The organism is Pseudomonas sp. 91RF (genome assembly GCF_003576265.1).
Classification (GTDB): Bacteria; Pseudomonadota; Gammaproteobacteria; order Pseudomonadales; family Pseudomonadaceae; genus Aquipseudomonas; species Aquipseudomonas kribbensis.
In genome coordinates this window covers 39063-62852 of sequence record NZ_QWFC01000043.1, presented here as the reverse complement: position 1 = coordinate 62852, position 23790 = coordinate 39063, and the positions used below count along the sequence as shown (strand labels likewise).

Below are 23790 nucleotides of genomic sequence, written 5' to 3'. Positions count from 1 at the left end.
ATCCATGCACGGTTCAATCAAACAGTTTGCACGTCATTGCCTCACCGGCGCCTTGCTTTCGGCACTGGCGCTCAATGCCCAGGCTAAAGCCTTGCCGGGTGCACCGGCACCGTTCGATAAAGGTCAGGTACAAATTGCGCTGGTGGGCTATCTGTTCTCCGGGGATTTCCCTGAGGCCTACCTGCGCGGCGTCGAGAAACAGACCGAGGCACTGGGCGCCAACCTGCGGGTGTTCGATGCCCGGCAGCAGGCGGCCAGTCAGGGCGAAATGATCGATCAGGCGGCCGACCTCGGAGTGGACGGGATCATCGTGCAACTGGGCCTGGCCGAAACCCTCAAGGGGCCGATTGACCGTGCGCTGGCCAAAGGCATCAAGGTCGTTGCCTTCGACGTCGATCTGAACACACCGCAGGTGACTCAAGTCGAGCAGGATCACCACGCGCTGGCGCGTCTGGCGCTGGATCAGGCAGTCAAGGACAACGGCACCCGCTTCGACGCCGGGTACGTTTACATCAGCGGTTTCACACCGATGGAGCGCCGCGACGAGATCTGGAGCCAGGTCAAGAAGAGCAATCCGGGGATCATCGAGAAGGCGCGGTTCGGCACCCTCAATCCGCCGATTGCCAACTCCGTGGCCGATCAGGCCAGCGCCGTGTTGCGCGCCAATCCGGGGATCAGCGTGATCTTCGCGCCGTTCGACGAGTTCGCCAAAGGCGCGAAAATCGCCGTCGACGAGGCAGGTCTGAGCAGCAAGGTGAAGATCTACAGCGCCGACATTTCCACCGCCGACATCCAGATCATGAAAGAGCCGGGCAGTGCGTGGGCGGCGACGGCGGCGGTCAATCCACAAGTGGCCGGCGCGATCAGCGTGCGCAGTCTGGCGCTGCTGATCGCCGGCGAGAATCCGGGGCACAAGGTGCTGGTGCCGCCGACCCTGATTACCCGCCAGCAGTTGCTGGATCTGGATGTGAAAAACGTCCGCGATCTGGGGCAGAAACTGCCGTCCTTCGGTGATACCGCCAACGTCGCGCGGGCGCCGTGGATTCCTGTGGCGAACTGAAAATCCCAACACCCCAAAACTACAGCAGACATATGCCGTGCACTGACTGACGACTCCTTTTTTGTCGGCAGCGGACGGGTATTAGCTGCGATAAAAGGAGCTGTCACATGGTTCACCGTTCCCGTTCATTACTGGCTGTCGCTGTTGTCAGTGCGATCTGGCAACTTCCCGCACAAGCCGAGGACACTTCCACCCGCGTCGACGATGACACACGGCTGGGCACCGTGCTGGTCACCGGCACCCGAGGCACGGCGCGTACGGTACTGGATTCGCCGGTGCCGGTGGATGTGCTGACCGCCGAAGACCTCAAGTCCGCCGGTGCCGCCGACGGCGAGCTGGGCGCGGCGTTGCAGACGCTGTTGCCGTCGTTCAGCCTGCCGCGCCAGTCCAACTCCGGCGGTGCCGACCATGTGCGCGCCGCGCAACTGCGGGGCATGAGCCCGGACCAGGTGCTGGTGCTGGTCAACGGCAAGCGCCGGCACACCTCGGCGGTGGTCAACGACTCGTCGAAAATCGGTCGCGGCACGGCGCCGGTGGACTTCAACTCGATCCCCATCAGCGCCATCAAGCGCATCGAAGTGCTGCGTGACGGCGCCGGTGCGCAGTACGGTTCCGATGCGATTGCCGGGGTGATCAACATCATCCTCGACGACGCCCCCGAAGGCGGTGAAATCTCCACCAGTTACGGTGCGTATCACACTCATCAGGACGCCATCGACCGCACCACCACCGACGGCCAGAACAGTGTGACCACGGCCAAGATCGGCACCCGGCTGGGCGAGGAGGGCGGGTTCATTCGTGGCGGTACCGAGTACAAGAATCGCAACCCGACCAACCGCGCCGGCTTCGATGGTTTTGCCGACACGCCGGGCCAGCGCAACTACGTGATGGGCGATGGCCTGGCACGGGACGTGAACCTGTGGTTCAACGGTGAACTGCCGCTGGCCGGCGGCAAGGCCTACAGCTTCGGCACTTACAACCAGCGTCATACCACCGGCGCCGAGTTCTACCGTTATCCGTCGGAGCAACCGCAGTTCTATCCCAACGGCTACCTGCCGCAATCCCTTGGCGACAACACCGACATTTCCGCCACCGCCGGTTTCAAGGGCTTGATCGGCGACGATTGGGACTTCGACAGCAGCCTGACCCATGGCCGCAACCGCTTCGAATCGGCTACCCGCCGCACCCTCAACGTCAGCCTCGGTGCGGACTCGCCGACCCGTTTTGACACCGGCGATTACGAGCTGCGCCAGACCACCGCCAACCTGGATTTCAGTCGTGAGCTGCGCCTCGGCGGCCGCTCGTTCGTCCTGGCGCTGGGCGGCGAATATCGCTACGAAAATTACCTGACGTTTGCCGGTGACGAGGCTTCTTACATCGGTTCCGGGGCTGATGGTGCCAATGGCCTGCGCCCGAGCGAAGAATCGGATCTGGATCGCAACGTGTTCGGCACTTACGCCGAATTGTCCGGTGATCTCACCGACCGGTTCTTCGTCGACGCCGCCACCCGCTGGGAGCATTACGACGATGCCGGCAGCAAACTCACCGGCAAGCTCAGTGGCCGCTACAAGCTGACCGAGCAGTGGGCGGTGCGTGGCGCGGTGTCGAACAACTTCCGCGCACCTTCACTGGCGCAGAGCGGCTTCCAGAACACCACCAGCAACTTCGGCGAGGGCGGCACGCTCACCGACATTCGTGTGCTGTCGGTCAACGACCCGATTGCCCGGGCATTGGGGGCACAGAAGCTCGATCCGGAAACCTCGAACAACTACAGCCTCGGCCTGACCTTCCAGCTGAACGAACGCTTTGACGCCTCGCTTGATGTTTTCCGCATCGACGTCAAGGATCGCATCACGCTGTCCCAGCGCATCGGCAGTGATGCCCTGGAAAGCTACATCAATGACAACTTCGGCGTGCCGGGCGTGCACGACGTGAACTTCTTCACCAATGCCGCCGACACCAGCACCCACGGTGCGGAACTGGTGCTCAACTACCATCAGCCGTTCTACGAAGGGCAACTGGGCCTGACTACCGCGTACACCTACAACCACACCAAGGTCACCAGCACCAAGGGCACGCCGTCGCAACTGACTGCGCTGGGTATCGGCAATGACGCGCTGGTGGGTGTCGAGGAAACCAACACCCTGACGGATGCGGCACCCAAGGATCGCTTCATCTTTTCCGCCAACTGGGCCAGCGAACACTGGGGCCTGCTCGGGCGTCTGACCCGTCAGGGCGAGACTACCCGGGTGTTCGATTTCGGCGATTCGCAGCCCGAGCAAACCTATGGCGCGGTTTGGCAGCTGGATGCCGAGGTGACCTACAAATTCACCCCGAAATTCAACATTGCACTGGGCGGCAACAACCTGACCGACAACTACCCGGAGCGCTCCGGTTCAGCCATCAATTACGGCGGCAACCTGCCGTACGACGTGCTGTCGCCGATCGGCACCAATGGCGCTTACTACTACGCCCGCGCCACTTACGGCTTCTGAGATTTGCCGCCATGGATGGCGGACCCTCTGCAGGATCACGCATGAGTAAAACCAACGGCCCCCAACGCCATTTGCCGGTATTCCAGGCGTTGCTGATCACGCTGGGCATGGTCATCACCACCGATATTCTCAAAACCGCGCCGACCGTTGCCTTGAACGTCGGGCCGGAACAATTCTATTGGGTCTGGGTACTCGGCGGATTGGCGTCGATGGCCGGGGCCCTGTGCTTCGCCGAGATGGCCACCGCGTTTCCGCACCCGGGTGGTGACTATCATTTTCTGCGCACCGCTTATGGCGAGCGCATGGGTTTCCTGTTTGCCTGGTCGCGCTTCTCGGTGATGCACACCGGGTGGATCGCGTTGTCGGCGTTCATGTTTGCCGATTACTTCAACGCGGTTTTTCCGCTGGGACAGTACGGAGCGGGACTGTTTGCCGGCGCGGTCATCGCGGCATTGGTGCTGCTGAATCTGATGGGCAAGCACATTGGTTTCATCACCCAGACCGTTCTGGTCGGGCTGCTTGCCGTGGGCTTTCTGAGCATTGCCAGTGCAGGTGTGTGGCTGGTGTGGCAAGGCGTCGAGCCGCTTGCGCCGAGTACGCCGGTCACGCCTGAGCACACGGGGGCGTCCGGTTTTTCCGCCGCGATGATCTTCGTGTTTCTGGCCTTTGGCGGCTGGAGCGATGCGGCGACGTTGTCGGCGGAAGTGCGCGATGGCCGACGCGGAATCTTCATCGCCATGCTCGGAGCGCTGGCGGTGTTGATGGCGATCTATCTGGCGCTGAACTGGGCGTTCGTCCAAGGGCTGGGATTCGAAGGCCTGGCGGCAAGCAATGCGCCGGCGGTGGAGTTGTTGAACCGCGCGTTCGGTGCGCCGGGGGTGATGCTGATCCTGCTGATGGTCGGCATCGCAGCCATCGCCACCATCAATTCGACCCTGCTGGTCGGCGCCCGCACGACGTACGCAGCCGCCCGGGACGTGCCGCAACTGCGCCGCTTCGGTGAATGGGACGAACGCGATGGCGTGCCGCGCAAGGCCTTGCTGGCGGAGGGGGCGGTGGCGTTGTTGTTGGTGTTGTTTGGCAGTTTTACCCAGAGCGGTTTCAACACGATGGTTGAGTATCTGACGCCGGTGTACTGGTTGTTCCTGAGTTTGAGCAGTCTGGCGTTGATCGTTCTGCGGCGGCGATTTCCCGAAGTGCCGCGGCCGGTCAGGGTGCCGCTTTATCCGCTGTTGCCGCTGCTGTTTTTCGGGTTGTGTGTGTACATGCTGTATTCCAGCGTGACGGTGGTGGGATTGGGGGCGCTTCTGGGGATTGGGGTATTGGTGGTCGGCGCTCTCTTATTGGCCGGGTTGAGCCGTTTGGTTCAGGACAAAAAACAGAAGTCACTCTCTATCAGAGTGATATAACGCTTCGCTTTTAACTCCACAGCAAAAGAGCCCTAAAGGCTGGTATTTTTGACAGGTGACGACCTTTGATGATGATGAAAACATGTAAGCACCGAACCTACACTGACGTTTCAATTTTTTGACTTCAGTGCAGGTTTCTCTCTTAGGGAGTTCCATGTCATGGACAAAAATACGATCTGTGGTGTCAGTGTCGCCGCGTTACTTATTCCCTTCTCTACGCTGTTGTATTTATCAACAGCTGACATCGCTCTTTCCGCCGACGCCTACAATCCGAACTCGGGTTGGCTGAATGGAGTACCCTTCCAGCAGACTCAAGCCGAGATAATTGAAAATCACTACAACGAATGCAAAAACAGGTACGGGCCCCAGCTGACCAGGGAAGAGGCGGCTCAGCTCGATGGTGCGTGCAATCCTATAGTGTACTCGCCGGAAGCGATCAAGAAAGCGCAGATAAAACAGCTGCAGGATCATATCGCAGCGCTGTATGAGGACAACCAAAAATACATAATGATGGCGCAGGGTCAGCATTCAGCAGAGTTGGATCAGATACTTGAGGGAAATATGCAAACGATAGAAAGACTGGAGCAGCAGCTTCAACAGCTACAGTAGTAAATAATTTAATAGAACAGTCGCTGACGTATTTAATACTGTTAGACGTGCCGATACCTGGAGTTGCGTGATGCCTGAAATCGTGCGTGGTCAGCGAATCAGTCATGAGGCCGCTGACCACGGTCGGATGGGATATTGATGAGCAGCCGCACGCGGGAGCCTAGGGGGCGAATCAGCGAAGGAACGAAATACGGCCGTTCAGTCGTGACGAGCTATTGAAAACCGTGCAATTGAAGGCCACTACGTTTTCGTAAAATGGTCGCTTGCAATTAGAACGATACCTGGGCCGGTTGCGACAAACGCAATACCGACAAATCCCCCGTAATCCGCTTATAAGCTAGACGAATCGCCTCAATATCGCTCTCACGCTTCGGCCCGCTTTCGTGCAGGATCACAATCACCTTCGTCGCCAGCCGTTCAGGCACTTTCGCGTCATGGTCCTTCCACTGCCCGTAGGCGTCCAGCACGGTGAAACCGTCCGGGAACCGCGACGTCACTTCCTGATCGAGAAACTCGCGCCAGCGCGTCGGGCTCACCACACCTTCCTTGCCATCGATCGACCCCACCGAGAAATACAACTCGGTGCGCACCCACTGCGCCTGGGCCGGGCGCGTGGCATCGCCTTGCAGGGTTGAACTGGCGGGGTCTTTGGTATGCACGGAAACGGGGGGAGGGCTGGCACAACCGGCGACCGCCAGGAACAGTGCTGCCAGTAGGAAACGTTGCGGCATGGAACTTCCTTATTGTTAAGAACTGTCCCGAATTATAGGAGGAGGTGGTAATAGCAATAAAAGATTAAAAAGTGGATCGGCGCTGAACTGATGGAATAAGCAAACACAGTGAAAATAATGGCCGCTGGTTAGAACGATTATTTCTTTAAGTTATTTGCTTGGTGTTGGATGGCATATCCCTCACGTTCAAAAGCCTGCTATCGCATTTGCCGGATCTGTCATTGCGTCTAATCTGCTGCTGTAACAGTTCAAGTCGCACGGAACGCTGCACTTGAAACGTTCGAACAGCAGTTTTTGCTGCTCGATGGACAGCTTGTTGCGGATTTTCCAATCCTTAGAATCCGCTCCATCAACTTCTCATCCAGTTCTTAATCCTCAGGGAGCTACACCATGATGAACGCCATGCCGATGCAAATGCCGATGAACGCCAACATGCCGATGATGCCGATGACGGGCATGCCGATGATGATGGCGACCATGAGCTGCGACATGATGGACGACGGCATGATGTGCAAAATGATGCCGGCCGCCGGCATGGACATGGCGATGTTCAAGAACAGCTGCGAAATGATGCAGATGATGATGGACTGCGGCATGCCGATGATGATGCATTGCGGCAACATGAGCATGATGTGCATGTCCCAGGCGGCCATGGCCATGCCGATGATGAACATGATGATGCCGATGCCCATGATGGGCATGCCGATGCCATCGATGAAGTGCGTGATGGAATGCACCATGATGGCCGACTGCATGATGTGCAAAATCATGCCGATGCCGGGCATGAACATGGACATGATGAAAAACTGCTGCGCCCTGATGATGAAGATGATGAACGACTGCAGCATGCCGATGATGATGAGCTGCAACGGCATGCCGATGATGTGCTGCACCTGCTGATTTCCGGCAGCGCATGAAAAAGCCCCCGCAGCTTGATACTGCGGGGGCTTTTGCATTTCCGGGATTCGGTGAAGGTGGTTTTCAGTCCAGCCGTTCGGGGTAGGTCACGACGAGATACGCCACCGCCTCACTGTCGGCCGGATTGCGATAGCGGTGGGGCTGGTCGGCGTAGAAAAGGATCGAGTCGCCGGTCGAAAGCAGATAACGCTCGTCGTTGACGCTGATCTCCAGCACGCCTTGGGACACCACCAGATTTTCCTGCACGCCGGGGCCGTGGCCCTCGGAGTGATCCTCACCCAGGGGGCTCAGGCGTAATTCATAGAATTCCGATTGGCGCGCCACGTCGAACGGGAACAGCGCCCGACTGACGAACGCGCCGCTGGCACTCACCAGTCGTTTACTCTGGCTCGCCGACAAAACGGCCACACCTTCGAATGCGCGGTGCTCCAGAAACGCTGCTACCGACACCTTCAAACCTTTGGCAATTTTGCACAGCACCTTGATCGACGGCACGCTGCGGCCGGACTCGATCTGCGCCAGCATCGCCCGGCTCACACCGCACTGGCGGGCGAGGGCATCCAGCGACAGATGCCGCTTGCCACGCAGGCGTTGCAGGTTCTGCGCGACGCGCTCGCAGATCGGGTCTTCTTCCAGTGATTCGAGGTTGTTCAGATCCAGCACGGGTTCGTCGGCGCTCGCCAGAAAGCGCGAGGGTTCACGTGCGTTCACGCTTGACGCGGCTCGTCGGAACGAGCGGCCTGCACCCACTGAAAAGCCTGGTAGCCGGCGTTGCGCGCATACATTTCCCACATGGCCCGGGCCCGTTGCTGGGCTTGACGGCGTTTGCGATAGGCGGCGAAGTCGATCAGGTTGTCGGTTGGATTCATGGCGCACTTCACTGTGATCAATGACGGGATGAACTGAGAGTACGCCGATATTTTTATAACGATAAATACTGATTTTGTATTTATTAATTCTTTTAGGTTATTTAATCAGCGCCCCTCATGCTGCTTGCGATAAGCCCCCGGTTGCACCCCCACCGACTTGGCAAACGCCCGTGTGAACGCGGCAATCGATTGATAGCCCACGGCAGCGCAAGCCTGCTCGACCGTGTGATGGTTCTTCAGCAACTGGCAGGCATGGCGGATGCGCAGTGCCAGCAATACCTGTCCTGGCGACTGGCCTGCGAGTTCGTTGAAGCGTTTGAAAAACGCCGAGCGTGAGAGTCCGATGCAGGCCGCCATGCTTTCCAGTGACCACGGCAGTTGCGGTTGCTCGATCAGTCGGTCCAGCAGCGGCGCGAATTGCGGATTGCGCGCCAGCGCTACCAGACCGCCGAGTGACGGGTTGTCGGCCATCTGCTGGCGCAGCACATACAGAAACAGCAGGTGACTCAGCCGCTCCAGCAGCGCAGAAGAGGGCGTCGGCTGGCGTTCGCATTCTTCCAGGATCAACTCGAACAAGGCCCGCGCCGCACTGGAGGAAGGATCTCCAGCTCGCAGGACGATCCAGTGCGGCAAGCCTTCGATGATCAGCGACGACAGCCCCGACTTGAAGTGGAAGAACCCGCAGACCAGCCCGACGCCATCCTCTGCCTGGCGGTCCAGAGCCGTCATGGTCATGCGCGGCAAGGTCTGCGCGATGCCTGAGTCTTCAGCGCTGGACAGCCGATAGTCGAGGTCGCGCAGCAGGAACACCGCATCGCCGGCATTCAGGCGTAAGGCCTGAGTCTCGCCCTCGATGTGCAGCCAGCAATGGCCCTGAACGATGAGGTGAAAACTGGCCCGCGCCAGGCCATGCGTGCTGGCGTGCCAGGCGCCGCAATAGCGGCCGACATGGAACAGGCTGGCGTCGAGTTCGAGGCTCTCTAATAACCAATCAACCAGTGGGCTGGACGAAATCATCTAATGGAAACACTCAGGAGCAAGTAATCGCTACTTTAGAATATGGATCGGAATTTTTATAACCAACAGACTGGCCAGACACCCCGACTACAGGAGTCCAGCCCATGTCACGCGTCACACTACACACCTTGCAAAGCGCGCCCGAAGCGGCCCGGCCGTTTCTTGAGAATGCGCAGAAGAATTCCGGTTTCATTCCGAACCTGCTGGCCGTTCTGGCCAACGCGCCGGCCGCGCTGGAAACCTACGTTACGGTATCGGCGCTCAATGGCAAAGCCGAGTTGAGCCTGGCCGAGCGCGAAGTGGTGCAGTTGATCGCAGCGACTAACCATGGTTGCGATTTCTGTGTCGCAGGTCATACCGCCGTTGCGCTGAACAAGGCAAAACTGCCGCAGGAAGTGGTCAGCGCATTGCGTGAGCGGGCGACTGTTCCCGAGCAAAAGCTTGAGACGCTGGCGGCGTTCACCCGTGAAGTGATTGCCACCCGTGGCAACGTCAGTGAGCAGACCTACAACCAGTTCAAGGCCGCCGGTTACACCGAAGGCAACGCGCTGGAAGTGATTCTCGGCGTGAGCCTGGCAACCCTGTGCAACTTTGCCAACGTGTTCGCCGATACGCCGCTCAACCCGGAGCTGGCGCCGTACCGCGCGTGACCGGCGGAGCGATTCAGGCAGCGTGGTCTATGGTTGACGCTGCGTACAAGGAGAGAAACGACATGCTCGATCCGGCATTGAGTCAATGGCTGGACACTCACGCCCAGGCCCTGGACCTGGGTGACGGCGACCCACAGCAGGTGCTGACACAACTGGCGGCGACCGATGTGCTGCGAGTCGGTATCAGTCCGTCATTGGGCGGCAGTGGCGGCGACATCAGCGACGCCGTGGAAGTGCTGGCCAAAGTGGCCAGTCATTCGCTGGCAGCGGCTTTTGTGTTCTGGGGCCAGAGGGCGTTTATCGAATACCTGCTGCAGAGCCCGAACGTGGCACTGCGCGAGCGGCTGTTGCCCGCATTGATCAGCGGCGAACTGGCTGGCGCGACCGGACTGTCGAATGCGATGAAATTCCTCTCGGGCATCGAGGCCCTGCAAGTGCGCGCCCGCACCGAAGGCAACGGCTGGAGCCTCGGTGGTCGGTTGCATTGGGTGACCAATCTGCGCAAAAGCGGCTTCGTCGTCGCCGCTGCGATTGAGCACGAAGAGGGCGGCTCACCGTTTGTACTGGCGATTCCTGGCGAGGCCACAGGTGTGTTGCGTTCGGCGGATCTGCAACTGATGGGCTTGCAGTCGAGCAACACGGCCGCCATCGATTTTGCCCAGGTTCAGGTCGGTCGCGAGTGGTTGCTGCATGACGATGCGCGGGCATTTTTGCCGGCGGTGCGTCCGGCGTTTCTCGGCTTGCAATGTGGTCTGGCCATCGGTCTGGCGCGGCGCGCCTTGAGCGAAGTGCAAAGCCATTTGCAGGACGGTCGCTCGATCCTGCTGGAGCCGCTGCACGAACAGCGCGAACAGTTGCAACAAACGGTGGAGCAACTCAAACAGGGCCTGCTCGATGGCCGCTTCCTGGCAAGGCCCGCGGCGCTGTTCCAGTTGCGCATCGCCCTCGCCGAATCGGCGGCCAGCGCGGTGCAACTGGAGTTGCAGGCCAGTGGCGGCAAAGCCTATCTGACCGAACATGGCAGCGGGTTCGCCCGGCGCTGGCGCGAGTCGGCGTTCGTGCCGATCGTCACGCCGAGCCTGGTGCAATTGCGCGCCGAACTGCAACGGCAGAAACGGGAAGCAGCGGTATGACTCAGCCGTTGCTGCATGCCCGCGACATCAGTCTCGGCTATCCGCGCGCCGAAGGCTGGCACACGGTGCTGGAGGCGTTCGACTTGCAGTTGCAGCCCGGCGAAGTGGTGTCGATCCTCGGCCCCAGCGGCGTCGGCAAGTCCAGTCTGTTGCGGGTGCTGGCGGGGTTGCAACCGGCGCAGCACGGCAGCGTCAGCCTGCACGGCGAACCGCTGAGCGGTCCGCATCCACGGGTGGCGGTGGCGTTTCAAGACCCGAGCCTGTTGCCCTGGCTGACGCTGGAAAAGAACGTGGCGTTCGGCCTCGACTTCGCCCGTCAACCGCACCTGAGTGCCGAGCAACGCAAGGCACGGGTCGACCACGCCATCGCCGCTGTCGGCCTGGAACACGCCCGGCAGTTTCACCCGGCGCAGTTGTCCGGCGGCATGGCCCAGCGCACTGCACTGGCCCGGTGCCTGGCGCGGCAGCCGCAAGTCTTGTTGCTCGACGAACCGTTCGGTGCGCTGGATGAAATCACCCGCGCCGACATGCAGCAGCTGTTGCTGCAACTGATCGCCGAACACAACACCGCAGCGCTGCTGATCACTCACGACATTGACGAAGCCCTGCTGCTTTCCGAGCGGATTCTGCTACTGGGTAACAGCCCGGCGCGGATCCTCGGCGAATGGCGCGTCGACCTGCCTCAGCCCCGCGCCGAGCTGGTGGACGAACTGGGTGCGCTGCGTATCGATATCCTCAAAACCCTTCGGCGGGCGAGCCGCAATCCACTTACCCAACCTTTGCCCGAACCGTCGGAGATTGACCATGTGCCTGGACGACTTCACTCACACACGTCGTGACTTCCTCAAGCTCAGCGCCTTGCTGACCGCAGGCGGCGCGCTGCCGCTGCTCAACAGCCTCAATGCCCGTGCTGCGTCGGAGCCGAATGCGCCGGTGCGCATCGGCTACCTGCCGATCACCGACGCCACGCCATTGTTGGTGGCGCACAACAACGGGCTGTTCGAAGCCGAAGGCATCCAGGCCGAGCGCCCGGTGCTGTTGCGCAGTTGGGCGCAGGTGATCGAGGCGTTCCTGTCGGGGCAGGTCAACGTGATTCACCTGCTGTCGCCAATGACCATCTGGGCCCGTTACGGCAGTAAGGTGCCGGCCAAGGTTGTGGCCTGGAACCATGTCGGCGGCTCCGGCCTGACCGTGGCCCCGGGCATCACCGAGGTCAAACAGTTGGCCGGGCAAACGGTGGCGATTCCGTTTTGGTATTCGATCCACAACGTGGTGGTGCAGCAGTTGTTTCGCGATCACGGACTGCTCCCGGTGAGCAAACCGGCAAGCGCCGCGCTGGCCGTCAACGAGGTCAACCTGGTGGTATTGCCGCCCTCTGATATGCCGCCGGCACTGGCCGGCAAACGCATCGCCGGTTACATCGTCGCCGAGCCGTTCAATGCGTTGGCCGAAGAACTCAAGGTCGGGCGGGTGCAGCGTTTTACCGGCGACGTCTGGCGCAATCACGCCTGTTGCGTGGTGTTCATGCACGAGCAGGATCTGAACAACCGCCCCGAGTGGTCGCAGAAAGTGGTCAACGCCATCGTCAAGGCGCAACTCTGGACCCGCGACAACCGCGCCGAAGCCGCGAAGCTGTTATCCAGGGACGGCGACAACCGCTACACGCCCCATGCCCAGACCGTGTTGAACCGCGTACTGGCGCCGGATGCCGCAGATCGCGAGCAATACCTGACCAGCGGCGCAATCCAGCACAGCCATTGGGACGAGCAGCGCATCGACTTTCAGCCGTACCCGTTCCCCAGCTACACCGAAGAACTGGTCAAGCGCCTCAAGGACACGCTGATCGAGGGCGACAAGGGCTTCCTCGCCAGCCTCGATCCGCAGCACACGGCCGAGGATCTGGTGGACGACCGCTTCGTGCGCAACGCCGTTGCAGCGGTCGGCGGGATGAAGGCGTTCGGCTTGCCCGAAGACTTTGAGCGCAGCGAGGAGTTCAGTCTCTGATGAGCAAGTCGAGTTCACCCATCGTCCACGGGTTGCTGGGCGCGGCAGGATTGCTGGGGTTGTTGCTGCTGTGGTGGCTGGGGGTGCATCTGGCCGGTGGGGGCGATGGTCTGGCGGCGCGGTTTTCGCCGCAGGCGACGTTGGTCAGCCTCGTTGAGTTATTGGGGCGGGCCGAGCTCTACGAGCATGTGCTGGTCAGCCTGAAACGGATCATGGTCGGCTTGCTGCTGGCCCTGCTGATTGGCGTGCCGCTGGGGCTGATGATCGGCAGTTATCGGCACCTCGAATCGGCGACCACACCTGCCTTTCAGTTCCTGCGGATGATCTCGCCGCTGTCGTGGATGCCGGTGGTGGTCATGCTGATGGGCGTGGGCGATCAACCGATCTATTTCCTGCTGACCTTCGCCGCGATCTGGCCGATCCTGCTCAACACTGCCGCGGGGGTACGCCAGCTCGATCCACGCTGGCTGCAATTGAGCCGCAGCCTCAGTGCCACACGCTGGGAAACCTTGCGCAAAGTCATCCTGCCCGGCGTGCTCGGCCACGTGTTGACCGGGGTTAGGCTGTCGATCGGGATACTGTGGATCGTGCTGGTGCCGTGTGAAATGCTCGGTGTCAGCGCAGGGCTGGGTTACTTCATCCTCGACACGCGGGATCGGTTGGCCTACTCGGAATTGATGGCGATGGTGCTGTTGATCGGTGTACTCGGATTTGCCCTTGATGCGCTGGCTCGAGGACTGCACCGACGCTGGGCGCCAGCTTGATATCCGTGCATGACACGTATGTGCTTGGTGGGTGCACGACAAAAAAAGGCGCGTGAGTTTTTCACTCACGCGCCTTTCATTCATTTGCTGGCGTTCAACACGATCCGATATCGCGCCTTGCCACTGCGCAAATGGTCGACCGCTTCATTGACCTTGCTCATCGGAAATTCCTCCACCTGCGGCAGGATCTGATGCCGTGCACAGAATTCCAGCATGGTCGCCGCCGTGGCGGGCGAGCCCACCGGGGAGGCGGACAAGGATTTTTGTTGAGGGATGAGATTGAACACGTGCACCGGAATCGCATCGGGTACGATGCCGACGAAGTGCAGTCGCCCCTTGCCGCGCAGGGTGGCGAGCATGGCAGTCCAGTCGAGATTGGCGTTGGCGGTGATCAGCAGGAAATCCAGCGTGCCGGCAATCGCCTTCAGCGCATCGCTGTCGGTGGAAGCGACGACCTTGTGCGCGCCAAGGCGTTTGGCTTCGTCCTGTTTGCTCAGCGACGAGGTGAATGCCGTGACGTCGCAGCCCCAGGCATTGAGAAAGCGCAGCGCCAGGTGACCGAGGCCGCCGATGCCTACGACTCCGACCCGGTCGGTCGGCTTGATGTCGAATTCCACCAACGGGTTGAATACCGTGGAACCGGCGCAGAACAACGGGCCGGCGAGGGCGGGGTCGAGGTTGTCCGGGAGTTTCAGCGCCCAGGCCCAGTGAGTGCGCAGCCGATCGGCGAAACCGCCGTGGCTGCCGATAATCGTGGGTTTGGCGGTGGCGCAAAGGTGATGGGAGCCGCCGATACAGGACGAGCAGTGCATGCAGCTGCCCTTGTACCAGCCGATGCCCACGCGCTGGCCGACTTCCAGTCCGCGAACCTGCGGGCCTGCACGCACGATGCGGCCAACCACTTCGTGGCCGGGAATGAACGGGTATTGGCTGATGCCCCAGTCGTTGTCGATCAGCGACTGGTCGGAGTGACAGACGCCGCAGTATTCCACGGCGACTTCGACTTCTTCATCCCCGAGCGGGCCGGGATCGTAGCTGTAGCGCTCCAGCGGAGCGCCGGTCGAGGTGGCGGCCCATCCGGTAAACGTCGTCGGTTCGGTGTTATTGCTCACAGGACACCTCCAGGTCTGGCGCTGCGGGCGCAGCCTGAAGAGTCTAGCGGGTCATCGCGTATGCGCGAGCCAGGTGTCCAGCACGCGCCGGTCGAGTTCTTCCCAGTCCGCCATGCCCAGCACTCGCGTGGTGTTGAGGCCGCGCAGATAACCACGCAACTGATTGGCCACGGCCCGCACCGACTCCGAATCGTCCGCCGACTGGCCCAGCACGGTTTCGTATTCGACGAGGTATTCGGCCACCCGGTCGCGGAATTCGGGCAGGACGGCATCGCGGATCAAATCAAAGGTTCGCACGGAAAATCCTCATTTGTTTTCGTTGTGATCGAGTGTGCAGCAGTCTGCACGCTGCGCAACTATTGGTTCAAGTAATAGTGACCATCAAGAAACGCAAGTTCTGCTTTGCGGCCGACAGGCGGAAAATCGCCTCCATCGAAACGCAGCTCAAGGAATTTGCGCGATGAAGACTTTGACCCGACTGGCTTTGGTCGCCCTGCTGATGGGCGGGGTAGCCACCACTGCACCGACTTACGCAGCCGACGCCGGTACGTGCCATTTTCTTCCTATCGGCGGCGCCAGCAGCGGGCTGCAGCACTCGCAAACCGTGGGTGTGCTGTACAGCGAAAATACGCTGGAGAACCAGCAATACCTGGAGCGCTACCACGACGTGGCGGTGAACGGTGCCAAGGATGCGCTCGATGCGCGGATCCGCGAGGCCTTCGTCAACAGTTCCGACCCGGAACTGGCCATCGACTGGTTGATGAGCTCGCTGCAACAGCAGTTTCTCTCGGTGACGGTCTACGACAGCCTGGATCAACTGGTGCAGGCCCATCCGGACGTGGTGGTGATGCTCGACACCCACAACCGTCTGCTGACCCAGCGCAACAGTCAGGTCGAAGCGCGCTTCGCCGCACGCTTCTACGACGCCAACCTGCAATACATCGGCAAGGCCGAAGGTGCGGTGGAGAAACAGCTGCCGTCGGTGTGGGTTCACAACAAGGCAGCGCCCGAGATCGCAGCCCAGATCGAAAAACAACGGGACTTGCAATTCAGCGCCTTGAAGCAGTTCGATGATTCGCTCAAGGCTTTGGTGAGTGCAGGCTGAACACCCAAATCAGAAATCGCAACGGCAGCGCCCGTGACGCTGAACGTTGCTTGAGAACCGGACCTTTTATTTTCAGGATTTTATCCATGCGAGCCTTTTTTATCCCTGCCATGGCGTCTGCCACTTTGCTGATGACCGCCTGCGCTTCCGCGCCGAACGATCCGACGCTGACCTTGCAGACCCACAAGACCCCGGCCCAGTACGCCGAATGCGTCGTGCCGAAACTGCAGAGCAGTGCGATGAACCCGACTGTCTCCCAGACCCAGCGCAGCTACCGGATCGTGGTGCCGAGCAAAGTGTCGGCGGACAACGTGCTGGAAGCCTACAAGGCGCAGGACGGCGGCAAAGTGTTCTTGTACGAGCGCCACTTGCTGGCGTCGAGTTTCATGCCGTCGAGTTTTGAACGGGCTGCCCAGGAGTGCCTGTAACACCCGACGGTCAGCGCTTTTGACGATGCTCCTTTGGTTGGCCGCAACCAACCAATTCCTTTGCCCCGCACCTTGCGGGGCTTTTTTTGCCCGGCGTCTGGCGCAGTCGGCGCTACGCTGGATAGCGGACAAGGTTTTTCGGGAGAACAAGGATATGAAGAAGGACAGCAGCGGCGCGGCAACCGAGAATCCCTCGGCGCTGATCGACGCAAGAATCAAGGAACTCAACGACTGGCGCGGCCAGAAGCTGGCCGAGATCCGCGCGATCATTCACGAAGCCGATCCGGAGGTCATCGAGGAGTGGAAGTGGCGGGGCGTTCCGGTCTGGTCACACAACGGCATCATCTGCACGGGGGAAACCTACAAGGCCGTGGTGAAAATGACGTTTGCCAAAGGTGCGGCGCTGGAGGATCCGTCAGGACTGTTCAATGCAAGCCTTGAAGGCAATACCCGGCGGGCGCTTGATGTTCACGAGGGCGACGAAATAGATGCGACGGCACTGAAAGCGCTGGTGCGTTCGGCGATTACGTTGAATTCAAGAAAATGATTTGCCGTTGAGGCAGAGATGAAGCGGAGGAGGGTGAAACGAGGAAGAAAATGGCAGGGGCGGCTGGATTCGAACCAACGCATGGCAGGATCAAAACCTGCTGCCTTACCGCTTGGCGACGCCCCTGTAGCTATTGGTTTCAGTCCCGGGAGGACCTCTGCAACAGTGGGCGGCACTTTACCAGCGCTCTTGCGTTCTGGGAACCCCTGATGCAAATAAATTTCATGGAAAACAGCTACTTATTTCCCGGAGCGGCTGAAAGGGCCGGATTTTCAGGACGTCCTGGCGGTCCAGGCACCCGAATCCTGCGGGCGCCTGGACCCGATTTCACACCAACGTACTCGGCGCCACCCCCAGCAATCCCGTCAACGTGTTCATGATCGCCTGCTGACGAGCCCGGTCCGTCTGGTGTCTGGCCTCGGCGGCCGCGACGTCGGCGTGACAGTGCGGGCAGATCGATTCGTGGGGATGAATGTACTGCAGGCAGCTGCGGCACAGCGCCAGTTGCACCGGAATGCGTCCTTCCTCCGGCGACTTCTGGCCCTGATTGATCCACGCCAGTTTGATCACCTGGCCGCTGTCGCTAACGCTGCTGACTTGCTCGCCGGTGTCGATGCGTTCGGTGATCAGGTCGAAACGGCCGACGGCGAAGGAGCGTTGCGCGGCGTCTTCGAGCTTGACGATGCGCTCGCGCAGCCCGCGCTTCTGCAGTTCCAGGGTTCGGTAATGGCAGTACGGATTGTTGCCGGGTTTGCCCAGCAGCGAGTGCGATGTCCAGGTGCAACCGCCCCGACAGACGTCGTTGTAATAGCAGCTGCGGCAGTAGCCCCACAGATCGTCGACCGAGCGCAGACGGCCGAAGTGGATGCCTTCGCTGTAATGCCAGATATCGTGCAGGTTCATGTCGCGCACGTTGCCACCGGAGAAACCGACGGTGGCCAGGGACGGGCAGCCTTTCACCGTGCCGTCGGCTTCGAGCGCCAGCACGGTCTGACCGGCCGCGCAGCCGCTCCAGTGCACGCGCTCGTCCCCGAAGCCGCGCCACAAATGTTCGTAAGGGCCGTAATAACCGATGTTGTTGCCGACGTTCATCAGCAGGCCGCGATCCACGCCCTCGCGGTACAACCGCGCGAGCAGCGGCATCACTTCCAGCAATTGATAGGGTTGCAGCAAGAGATCCGGGTGATCCACGGCATTGCCCATGGCCACGGTGATCTGGATCTGCCAATGGGTGGCGCCGAGTTCGATGATGGTGTCCATCAACTCCGGCAAGTCAGGCAGAGTCGCCGCACCGATCTGGGTGTTGACGCTCACCGCCAGCCCGGACGCCTTGGCCCGGCGCAGGGTATCGACCGCCTTGTCGAACGAACCGGGCACGTTGCGCACCTTGTCGTGCAACGGCGCGAGTCCATCCAGAGAGATTCCAACTCCGTTGAGGCCCGCATCGACAGCGGCCTGCATCTTCGCCGGCGTCAGGTTGCGACCGCCGGTCTGGATCGCGCAGTACATGCCGTGATCGTGAATGGCCTGGATCAGTTGCGTCCAGTCCTTGCGCAGATAGGCTTCGCCGCCGATCAGGGTGATCTCGCGGGTGCCGAGGGCGGCGAGGGAATCGATGACATCGAGGCATTCACGGGTGTTGAGTTCATCGGGGCGTCGATGCCCCGCGCGTGAGCCGCAATGCAGGCATTTGAGGTCGCAGGCCAGGGTGATTTCCCAGACCACGTGCACCGGCACGTAGCGCTTGAGGTCGGTGTCACTGAGGTAGCGGGCAGGGCGGATGTCTGTCATGGGAGATCCTTGCGCACGGTCCTGTGCGCGGCACGATTGGACTGATCTCGATTCGCCGCAAGACCGGGCGAGGCCGGCAGTGGCCTCGCCCGGGGCGTGCGGTTTAGCGTGCTTCCAGACGCGCGATTTCTGCGTTCAGTTGCTCAAGGGCACTGCGCAAGGCGCCCTCGTGGGCCAGTTGCTGCTCGCCCTGTTGCACGGCGGTCTTGAGCTGTGCCAGATCCCCGCTGGTCTGGGCCTGTTGCACGGCAACGGCGTAAAGCGGCACGTGTGGATGCGGCACCGGTTGCGGCTCCACGGTTTGAGCCTGATGCACAGCGACGTGTTTTACGACGTGCCATTGGCCTTGCTCTTCGTAACGGTAGTCGGCAAAACCGCTGGCCCAGTCACCGCCTAGAATGCCTTTGAGATGGAAGGTCTGGGCGATCTGGCTGAGCGGGCCGCTCGGGCTGCCGGCCAGGTTGAGGATGATGTGGTTCTCGACCGCCGAGGTCAGCTTGACCTGGCTGTAGTCGCCCCAGACCTGAGCCCGGAAATTGACGGTAGGCCAGGTAGCCTGAAATACACTGGCCACGCCGCTGACTTTCTTGCTGACGGTGTTGACCAGCAGATCCAGGGTCAAGACAGGTGCGCCGAGTAAATCGTTTCTGACAATCAGGCGGGTATGGAAAAGTCCGATCGACATGATGCTGCTTCCTTGAATGATGATGGAGTCCAGTGGCCGATCAGCGACTTTGCAGGCGGCTGAGTTCGTTTTTTGCGGTATCCAGCGCGATCCGCAATTGCGGTAGCTGCTCCAGTTGCTGCTTGGCCAGCGCGGCCAAACTTTTCATCTTGGCCAGGTCGCCAGCGGCGATGGCGCTCTGGATGGGGGCGGCGTACAACGGCATGATCGGGCGGTGTGGCTGGATCACGGGGCCGGGATGGAAAGGCTGAAAGGCGTTCGATGGCACCGATTCGACCAGATGCGCCGGGGCATTGGTGACTTCGATCCATTGAGTACCGTTGTAGTACTCGTAATTGGCGACACCTTCTCTCCAGTCAGTCCCGACTACCAGCCGGATCTTGAAGTTGACGATGGAGTTGGAGCCTGGACCGCCATGATTGCCCTGGGCGGTGATCAGGATCTTGCTGACACCGGGGGACATGACGGTGAGATAGGTGTATTCGCCCCATACATCGGAATGCAGGTCGAGCGGCGGATTGATGGCTTGGGTGATGGTGGCATTGCCGTTGACTTGCTCCTGAGGCGTTGAAACCAGGAGGTTGAGTACCAGGCTTGGTGCGCCAGGCAGCCCGGTGCTGATCCGGTAGCTCACCGGAAACAGACCGACGTTTTGTTGCGAAACAGAACCAGACATGTGAATTGCCTCCATTGCAATGTGGTTGATGGCCTTAGTGTTTTTCCAGACGGGAAACTTCTTTGGCCAGTTTTTCGTACGCGGTTTGCAGCTCCTTCGCTTCCGGCTTGGTTGAATCGCGCTGCTTCAACAAAGTCTTCATCTGTTGCAGATCGCCGCCCGTGATGGCGCTCTGGATGGCGACGCCGTAAGGCGGCATGTTGTGTTTTGAGCCAGTCATATCGAGGGTTTCCTCGTGGTGGTTGTCGAACATCCCCTTCAGGCGAGGGGCGTCTTTCCTGACAGGCAGGCGACAGCCAGCGGCAGGAAACACTGGCGACAGTGGTGCCTGGCGAGGTGAAGGCCTGATCCGTCCGGATCCGTCAAATCGTGGTGATTGAATGGGCGCCGATGCGACGCCGCGGGCGTCAGCCGAAACCGTCCGGTCTGCTGTCAGGCCCGCTGTTCGGAATCGGGAGGCACGTCTGCCGTGGCAGAGGGCAAGAGAAGTTCGCCTGTACGTTGGTCATCTTTCTGTCCTTGATAGAAAGCAACGAAACACAGGGATAGGTTGTTCACTCATCAAGAGTGCATTAACCCGCAAGCACAAAAACCATCCCTGATTTTTTCTTCCAGTGCTGCTGATGGCGTACGTCGAGAGACGTTTGCCAAGTGGCCAGCATATCGCCAGCCACGCAACCCTAGCCCTGTTTGTTCGGGGCTGCCAGAAAAAGCGCCGAACGGTCATGGCCGCTGCTATCCTGCGCGAATCATGAAGCTGGCAGTGGAAGAGCGCGCTGTATGAACACGAATCGTGACCAGTTTCCCTTGCCTGAAGACCTCAAGGTGTTCCTGACGGTCATCCGCAAGAACAGCTTTGCCAGCGCGGCCGATGAGTTGGGCTATTCGCCGGCCTACGTCAGCAAACGCGTCGCGGTGCTCGAAAGCACGCTCTCGACAAAGCTGTTGCACCGCACCACCCGGCGCATCGCCCTGACCGACGATGGCGAGCGGGTACGGATCTGGGCGGAAAAGCTGCTGGGGGACTTCGATGATTTCCTCGGCGAGATGGCCCAGGCCCGACACCAGCCAGCCGGGTCGCTGCACATTTGCAGCAGCTTCGGTTTCGGCCGCAATCACGTCGCACCGGCGATCAGCCAACTGGCCCGAACCTGCCCGAAGCTCGACATCCGCCTGGACGTATTCGACCGCGTAGTTGATCTGGTGGGCGAGGGCTTCGACCTGGAAATCCTCGTCGGCGATGACCTGCCAGGCCAGCACCTGGCGCGAAAACTGGTGAGCAACCGGCGGGTGCTGTGCGCCACGCCGGACTACCTCGAGCGCCGGGGTACGCCGCAAACCCTTGACGACCTGCAAGACCACGATTGCCTGGTGCTGAAGGAGCGCAACAATGCGTTTGGCATCTGGGAGCTCACCAAGGAGGGGCAGCAGGAATCGGTGCGGGTCAGCGGCCCGCTGTCCTCCAACAGTGGCGAAATCGTCATGGAGTGGGCCTTGAGCGGCGGCGGGATTCTGTTGCGCTCGATGTGGGACGTCAAACCGATGCTTGAGCAGGGGCGGCTGGTGCAGGTGCTGGCGGATTACACCCAGAGCGCCAACGTCTGGGCGGTGTACCCGACGCGGCTCAGCGAGTCGGCCAAGTTGCGGGTCTGCGTGGAGTTTCTCGAAGAGTATTTCCGCGACTTGTCCGTCGAATGAAAAACCGGGTGGTTCAGTGAGCCACCCGGCTTTTTGTGTTCAGCCCAGCCAGGGATTTTCAGCCAGATGTCGCGCTTCAAACGCGCGAATCTGTTCGGCCCGTTGCAGCGTCGTGCCGATGGCGTCCAGCCCCAGCAGCAGTGACTGTTTGCGCAGTTCATCGATCTCGAAAGCGATCCGTGTTCCGTCCGCCAGTTCGATGGTCTGCTCGGGCAGGTTCACGCGGATATGCGCGGTCGCCGGAACGCTGATGAGGTCGGCGACCTGCTTGAGCTGCGCGGCATCGAGCTGAATCGCCAACACGCCGTTGCGCTGACAGTTGTCGTAGAAAATCCCGGCGAACGTGGTGCCGATCAGCGCCCGGATCCCGACCTGCTTCAAGCCCCAAACCGCATGCTCACGGCTGGAACCGCAGCCGAAATTCGGTCCGGTCACCAGAAACGCCGCGTCCTGCCAGGCGGGCTGATTGAGCACGAACTCGGGATTGGGCTCACCCGAGGCCAGAAAACGCAGATCGAAAAACAGCCCCCGGTCCAGTCCTTGACGATCAATGCCCTTGAGGAATTGCTTGGGCATGATCACGTCGGTGTCGATGTTGGCCGCCAGAAACGGCGCGGCGCTGCCACTGATAGTGGTGAACGGTTGCATGGCTCAAACTCCCCGCGCGAAGGCGCGCACGTCAGTCAAATGTCCGGTGATGGCGGCTGCGGCGACCATCGCCGGGCTCATCAGGTGGGTGCGCGCACCGGCACCCTGACGTCCTTCGAAGTTGCGATTGGTGCTGGAGGCGCAGCGATCACCCGGCGCGAGCACGTCGTCGTTCATCGCCAGGCACATCGAGCAGCCGGATTGGCGCCATTCGAAACCGGCGTCGCGAAAGATCTGCGCCAGCCCTTCGGCTTCCGCCTGATCGCGCACCAGCGTCGAGCCGGGTACGATCATCGCCCGCACATGGGGCGCCACTTGTTTGCCGCGCACCACACGGGCCACGTCACGCAAATCCTCGATCCGCGCATTGGTGCAGGAGCCGATGAAGGCATGGCTGATCACCACCTCGTTCAACGGTGTGCCGGGTTTCAATCCCATGTAATCAAGGGCGCGTTGCAGGCCTTGGCGCAGAATCGGATCGGGCTGGCTGGCCGGGTCCGGCACTTGGCCGCCGACCGGGGCGGCCTGATCCGGGCTGGTGCCCCAGGTGACCATCGGTTCCAGAGCCGAAACATCCAGACTGACCTCACTGTCGAACACCGCGCCATGGTCGCTGTGCAGGCCTTTCCAGCGCTCGACCGCCAGTTCCCAGAGTTCGCCTTTCGGCGCGCGCGGCTTGAGTTGCAGATAGGCGAAGACCTTGTCATCCGGCGCCATGAACGCGCCACGGGCGCCGGCCTCCACGGCCATGTTGCAGATGGTCATGCGTGCTTCGACGCTGAGGTCGCTGATCGCCGGGCCGGTGAATTCGATGGCATAACCGGTGGCCCCCGAAGCACCGATCTGCTCGATCAGCGCCATGATGATGTCTTTCGACGTGATACCCGCACCGAGCTCACCGTTGACCGTCACCCGCATGGTCTTCAGGCGTTTGTAGACCAGGGTCTGCGTCGCCAGCAGGTGCTCGATTTCCGAGGTGCCGATGCCGAAACCGAATGCACCCAGAGCGCCGTAAGTGGTGGTGTGGCTGTCACCGGCCGCCACCACCATGCCCGGCAGAATGAAACCCTGTTCCGGTGCGACGACGTGTTCGATGCCTTGGCGCTTGTCCAGCACATCGAACAGCTCGATGCCGAAGTCGCGGCAGTTTTCCTCGAAATACGACACCTGCCGCGCACCTCCGGCGTCGGGCATGGTCGCGATGCGGGTCGGCTCGGTGGGGTTCACGTGATCGACCACCGCCAGCGTCGCTGCGGGGCGCCAGACCTTGCGCCCGGCGTCGCGCAATCCGCTGAAAGCCTGTGGGCTGGTGTATTCGTTGGCGACCTGGCGGTCGATGTAAAGCAGCACATGGCCCTGATCGTCGAGGGTGCAGACCGTGTGACTGTCGATGTGTTTCTGGTACAGGGTTCTCGGGCTTTGCATGGCGTTGGCTCTTTTC

26 protein-coding genes and 1 tRNA gene are annotated in these 23790 nt (G+C 60.8%); 14 read left to right on the top strand and 13 right to left on the bottom strand.

Features of this window, described 5'->3' with window-relative positions; genetic code table 11:
* Positions 1-4: 4 nt before the first annotated feature.
* From DXT77_RS21930 to DXT77_RS21915, 4 genes are all read left to right on the top strand, one after another.
* Positions 5-1060 carry a substrate-binding domain-containing protein gene (locus DXT77_RS21930; RefSeq protein ID WP_119429134.1) on the top strand — a complete coding sequence of 352 codons (1056 nt, stop codon included), beginning with the start codon at positions 5-7 and terminating at the stop codon, positions 1058-1060.
* 107 nt (positions 1061-1167) lie between these two features.
* Positions 1168-3555 (top strand): TonB-dependent siderophore receptor, encoded by a 2388-nt coding sequence (locus tag DXT77_RS21925; RefSeq protein WP_119429133.1) that lies wholly within the window; start codon positions 1168-1170, stop codon positions 3553-3555.
* Positions 3556-3596: 41 nt separating this feature from the next.
* Positions 3597-4964: an APC family permease gene (locus DXT77_RS21920; RefSeq protein WP_119429132.1), complete on the top strand. Its 1368-nt coding sequence runs from the start codon at positions 3597-3599 to the stop codon at positions 4962-4964.
* 159 nt (positions 4965-5123) lie between these two features.
* Positions 5124-5573, top strand: coding sequence for a hypothetical protein (locus DXT77_RS21915; protein ID WP_119429131.1), 450 nt, complete (start codon positions 5124-5126; stop codon positions 5571-5573).
* Between the two features lie 269 nt (positions 5574-5842).
* Here DXT77_RS21915 and DXT77_RS21910 read toward each other — a convergent pair whose 3' ends face one another.
* Positions 5843-6304 (bottom strand): DUF3574 domain-containing protein, encoded by a 462-nt coding sequence (locus DXT77_RS21910; RefSeq protein ID WP_119429130.1) that lies wholly within the window; start codon positions 6302-6304, stop codon positions 5843-5845.
* 390 nt (positions 6305-6694) lie between these two features.
* Here DXT77_RS21910 and DXT77_RS30180 point away from each other — a divergent pair, with 390 nt between their 5' ends.
* On the top strand, positions 6695-7204 hold the full coding sequence (locus DXT77_RS30180; protein ID WP_256663003.1) for a hypothetical protein: 510 nt from the start codon (positions 6695-6697) through the stop codon (positions 7202-7204).
* A gap of 81 nt (positions 7205-7285) precedes the next feature.
* Here the strand turns inward: DXT77_RS30180 and DXT77_RS21900 are convergent, their stop codons facing one another.
* The 3 genes from DXT77_RS21900 to DXT77_RS21895 form a co-directional block, all read right to left on the bottom strand.
* Positions 7286-7876 (bottom strand): helix-turn-helix domain-containing protein, encoded by a 591-nt coding sequence (locus DXT77_RS21900; protein ID WP_173861382.1) that lies wholly within the window; start codon positions 7874-7876, stop codon positions 7286-7288.
* 53 nt (positions 7877-7929) lie between these two features.
* The gene (locus tag DXT77_RS29935) at positions 7930-8091 is read right to left on the bottom strand and encodes a hypothetical protein (RefSeq protein ID WP_170929559.1); all 162 of its coding nucleotides are present in this window, start codon (positions 8089-8091) and stop codon (positions 7930-7932) included.
* A gap of 105 nt (positions 8092-8196) precedes the next feature.
* Positions 8197-9108, bottom strand: coding sequence for an AraC family transcriptional regulator (locus DXT77_RS21895; RefSeq protein WP_119429129.1), 912 nt, complete (start codon positions 9106-9108; stop codon positions 8197-8199).
* A 104-nt stretch (positions 9109-9212) separates the two neighbouring features.
* Between DXT77_RS21895 and DXT77_RS21890 the strand changes: the two genes are divergently transcribed.
* From DXT77_RS21890 to DXT77_RS21870, 5 genes are all read left to right on the top strand, one after another.
* Positions 9213-9758: a carboxymuconolactone decarboxylase family protein gene (locus DXT77_RS21890; RefSeq protein ID WP_096821635.1), complete on the top strand. Its 546-nt coding sequence runs from the start codon at positions 9213-9215 to the stop codon at positions 9756-9758.
* Positions 9759-9820: 62 nt separating this feature from the next.
* Complete coding sequence (locus DXT77_RS21885) at positions 9821-10891, top strand: acyl-CoA dehydrogenase family protein (protein ID WP_119429128.1); 1071 nt, start codon at positions 9821-9823, stop codon at positions 10889-10891.
* On the top strand, positions 10888-11730 hold the full coding sequence (locus DXT77_RS21880) for an ABC transporter ATP-binding protein (protein ID WP_119429127.1): 843 nt from the start codon (positions 10888-10890) through the stop codon (positions 11728-11730). The genes DXT77_RS21885 and DXT77_RS21880 overlap by 4 nt, the downstream gene beginning before the upstream one ends.
* The gene (locus tag DXT77_RS21875; RefSeq protein WP_119429126.1) at positions 11696-12895 is read left to right on the top strand and encodes an ABC transporter substrate-binding protein; all 1200 of its coding nucleotides are present in this window, start codon (positions 11696-11698) and stop codon (positions 12893-12895) included. Before DXT77_RS21880 ends, DXT77_RS21875 begins: the two co-directional genes overlap by 35 nt.
* The gene (locus tag DXT77_RS21870; protein ID WP_119429125.1) at positions 12895-13659 is read left to right on the top strand and encodes an ABC transporter permease; all 765 of its coding nucleotides are present in this window, start codon (positions 12895-12897) and stop codon (positions 13657-13659) included. Before DXT77_RS21875 ends, DXT77_RS21870 begins: the two co-directional genes overlap by 1 nt.
* 80 nt (positions 13660-13739) lie before the next feature.
* On the opposite strand, the gene DXT77_RS21865 is transcribed toward DXT77_RS21870, so the two are convergent.
* A complete protein-coding gene (locus DXT77_RS21865) occupies positions 13740-14771 on the bottom strand; it encodes an NAD(P)-dependent alcohol dehydrogenase (protein WP_119429124.1) in 1032 nt (343 codons plus the stop codon).
* Positions 14772-14822: 51 nt separating this feature from the next.
* Positions 14823-15068 (bottom strand): hypothetical protein, encoded by a 246-nt coding sequence (locus DXT77_RS21860; RefSeq protein WP_114882441.1) that lies wholly within the window; start codon positions 15066-15068, stop codon positions 14823-14825.
* 163 nt (positions 15069-15231) lie between these two features.
* Between DXT77_RS21860 and DXT77_RS21855 the strand changes: the two genes are divergently transcribed.
* The 3 genes from DXT77_RS21855 (at position 15232) to DXT77_RS21845 (ending at position 16851) form a co-directional block, all read left to right on the top strand.
* A complete protein-coding gene (locus DXT77_RS21855) occupies positions 15232-15876 on the top strand; it encodes an ATPase (protein ID WP_119429123.1) in 645 nt (214 codons plus the stop codon).
* Between the two features lie 86 nt (positions 15877-15962).
* A complete protein-coding gene (locus DXT77_RS21850) occupies positions 15963-16304 on the top strand; it encodes a hypothetical protein (protein ID WP_119429122.1) in 342 nt (113 codons plus the stop codon).
* A 154-nt stretch (positions 16305-16458) separates the two neighbouring features.
* Positions 16459-16851, top strand: a complete 393-nt coding sequence (locus DXT77_RS21845) for a DUF1801 domain-containing protein (protein WP_119429121.1) — start codon at positions 16459-16461, stop codon at positions 16849-16851.
* 51 nt (positions 16852-16902) lie between these two features.
* Here DXT77_RS21845 and DXT77_RS21840 read toward each other — a convergent pair.
* From DXT77_RS21840 to DXT77_RS21820, 5 genes are all read right to left on the bottom strand, one after another.
* A tRNA-Gln gene (locus DXT77_RS21840) sits at positions 16903-16977 on the bottom strand.
* A gap of 201 nt (positions 16978-17178) precedes the next feature.
* Positions 17179-18642 (bottom strand): GDL motif peptide-associated radical SAM/SPASM maturase, encoded by a 1464-nt coding sequence (locus DXT77_RS21835; RefSeq protein ID WP_119429120.1) that lies wholly within the window; start codon positions 18640-18642, stop codon positions 17179-17181.
* Positions 18643-18745: 103 nt separating this feature from the next.
* The gene (locus DXT77_RS21830) at positions 18746-19327 is read right to left on the bottom strand and encodes a DUF1842 domain-containing protein (RefSeq protein WP_119429119.1); all 582 of its coding nucleotides are present in this window, start codon (positions 19325-19327) and stop codon (positions 18746-18748) included.
* A gap of 40 nt (positions 19328-19367) precedes the next feature.
* Positions 19368-20003 (bottom strand): DUF1842 domain-containing protein, encoded by a 636-nt coding sequence (locus DXT77_RS21825; RefSeq protein WP_119429118.1) that lies wholly within the window; start codon positions 20001-20003, stop codon positions 19368-19370.
* Between the two features lie 34 nt (positions 20004-20037).
* The gene (locus DXT77_RS21820; RefSeq protein WP_085708738.1) at positions 20038-20223 is read right to left on the bottom strand and encodes a DUF1843 domain-containing protein; all 186 of its coding nucleotides are present in this window, start codon (positions 20221-20223) and stop codon (positions 20038-20040) included.
* Positions 20224-20783: 560 nt separating this feature from the next.
* Between DXT77_RS21820 and DXT77_RS21815 the strand changes: the two genes are divergently transcribed.
* Entirely contained in the window at positions 20784-21701 is a 918-nt protein-coding gene (locus DXT77_RS21815; RefSeq protein ID WP_119429117.1) for a LysR substrate-binding domain-containing protein, read from the top strand.
* Between the two features lie 39 nt (positions 21702-21740).
* On the opposite strand, the gene leuD is transcribed toward DXT77_RS21815, so the two are convergent.
* Together leuD and leuC are read right to left on the bottom strand one after the other, a co-directional pair.
* A complete protein-coding gene (leuD, locus tag DXT77_RS21810; RefSeq protein ID WP_119429116.1) occupies positions 21741-22349 on the bottom strand; it encodes a 3-isopropylmalate dehydratase small subunit in 609 nt (202 codons plus the stop codon).
* A 3-nt stretch (positions 22350-22352) separates the two neighbouring features.
* Positions 22353-23774, bottom strand: a complete 1422-nt coding sequence (gene leuC, locus DXT77_RS21805; protein ID WP_119429115.1) for a 3-isopropylmalate dehydratase large subunit — start codon at positions 23772-23774, stop codon at positions 22353-22355.
* Positions 23775-23790: the final 16 nt, after the last annotated feature.